General features: G+C 70.7%; 1 protein-coding gene and 1 pseudogene. Both read right to left on the bottom strand.

The window, feature by feature from the left end:
• A pseudogene (locus G4D87_RS39835) lies at window positions 1–153 on the bottom strand (diacylglycerol/lipid kinase family protein); the annotation flags it as partial.
• Window positions 154–236: 83 nt separating this feature from the next.
• Window positions 237–1,241: an SDR family NAD(P)-dependent oxidoreductase gene (locus tag G4D87_RS37755; protein WP_163787592.1), complete on the bottom strand. Its 1,005-nt coding sequence runs from the start codon at window positions 1,239–1,241 to the stop codon at window positions 237–239.
• Window positions 1,242–1,428: the final 187 nt, after the last annotated feature.

Raw genomic sequence — 1,428 nt, 5'->3', positions numbered from 1 at the left:
GGGCCGGAGGGTGTCCGAAATCCAGGCACGGGCCTCGTCGAGCGAACGGGTGAGGGCCACGCGAGCCCGGGGCAGGAAGCGCTGGACCAGCCCCCCCATGCCTTCGGAGCCCCGGCGTGCACGCAGGTTGACGAGGACGGCGATGTTGTTCATGGCGAGCGGGACTTTCTCCACGCTTTGTCATGGCCCGGTCACGGCGCGGCAACCGGTGACGCGTCGTGACGCAAAAAGGACCCTCATACTCCCAGTGCATGGGCGAAACGGGCCTTCAGCCCCCGTGCCTCCCGCTTCTTTCCAAGAGAGAACGCCGCCGCGGCCACGCCCCCGGCGACCAGCAGCCGGCGCAGCCATTGCTTGCCCGCCGCGTGGTAGCCCCCCGAGGTCCCCGTCCCCTCCGCCATCGGACGGAAGAGGGTTCCGGAGGTGTGGCCCTGGCGCTCCTTCTCGAAGTGCTGGGCCTCCGTGACGCCGTTCATGGTGCGCTCGAAGGTGCGGGGCAGCAGGCCGTGCATGGCGGCGAAGCTCCGCGCCGCGGGGCCGACGAAGACCTCGTGCTTGGGGCCGCGGAGGACCCCGAGGATGACCCGCGCGACGCGCTCCGGCGTGTAGACGGGCTCCACGGGGCGGATGCGCCAGCCGGTGTAGTTGGCGGTGTGTTGCCACAGCGGCGTGTCGATGGCCGCGGGGAGCACGGTGCACACGTCGATGCCGGTGCCGAGCAGCTCCTGGCGGATGGACGCGGAGAAGCCGCGCACGGCGTGCTTCGAGGCGACGTAGGCGCTGACATACGGCGCGGCGACGGTGCCGAAGGTGGAGGAGACGTTGACCAGTGTGCCATAGCCCTGCTGACGGAACTGGGCCACGGCGGCGCGGGCGCCGCTGACGGTGCCGAAGAAGTTCGTCTCCATCACCTGTCGGAAGGCGTCATCCGGCGTCTCCTCGAGGCGGCCCATGAGGTAGACGCCCGCGTTGTTGATCCACGCATCGAAGTGGCCGAAGGCCTTGCGCGCCTCGTCCGCCAGGTGCTGCACGGCGGCCACGTCCGACACATCCGTGGGCACGACGTGGGCCCGGACGCCGAGCGCCTGGCACTCGCGAGCCAGGTCCTCCAGCGGCTCCTCGCGCCGGGCGGCCAGGACGACGTGGGCCCCCTTCTTCGCCAGGGCCAGGGCGGTGGCGCGACCGATGCCACTGGACGCGCCAGTGACGACGACGACTTGGTTCTTCCAGGCTCGCTTCATGTCCGCGTTCTCCTTGCCGGGCCGAGCCCCAGCGCATGGCCTGAGTCCCCCTCGCGAAGATGGCGATTGCACACAGCGACGCACCGGGTCATCGAACACCTGGTTGGAGGACAAGCGACGGAGCGGCGCCAGGCGTCACGCCGCAGACCGCCGCTGGGGATGGGGGTCCACCGCTGGGACGGGGCAC

It is taken from the genome of Myxococcus vastator (assembly GCF_010894475.1).
GTDB lineage: Bacteria > Myxococcota > Myxococcia > Myxococcales > Myxococcaceae > Myxococcus > Myxococcus vastator.
This window is presented reverse-complemented; position numbering and strand designations above follow the sequence as displayed.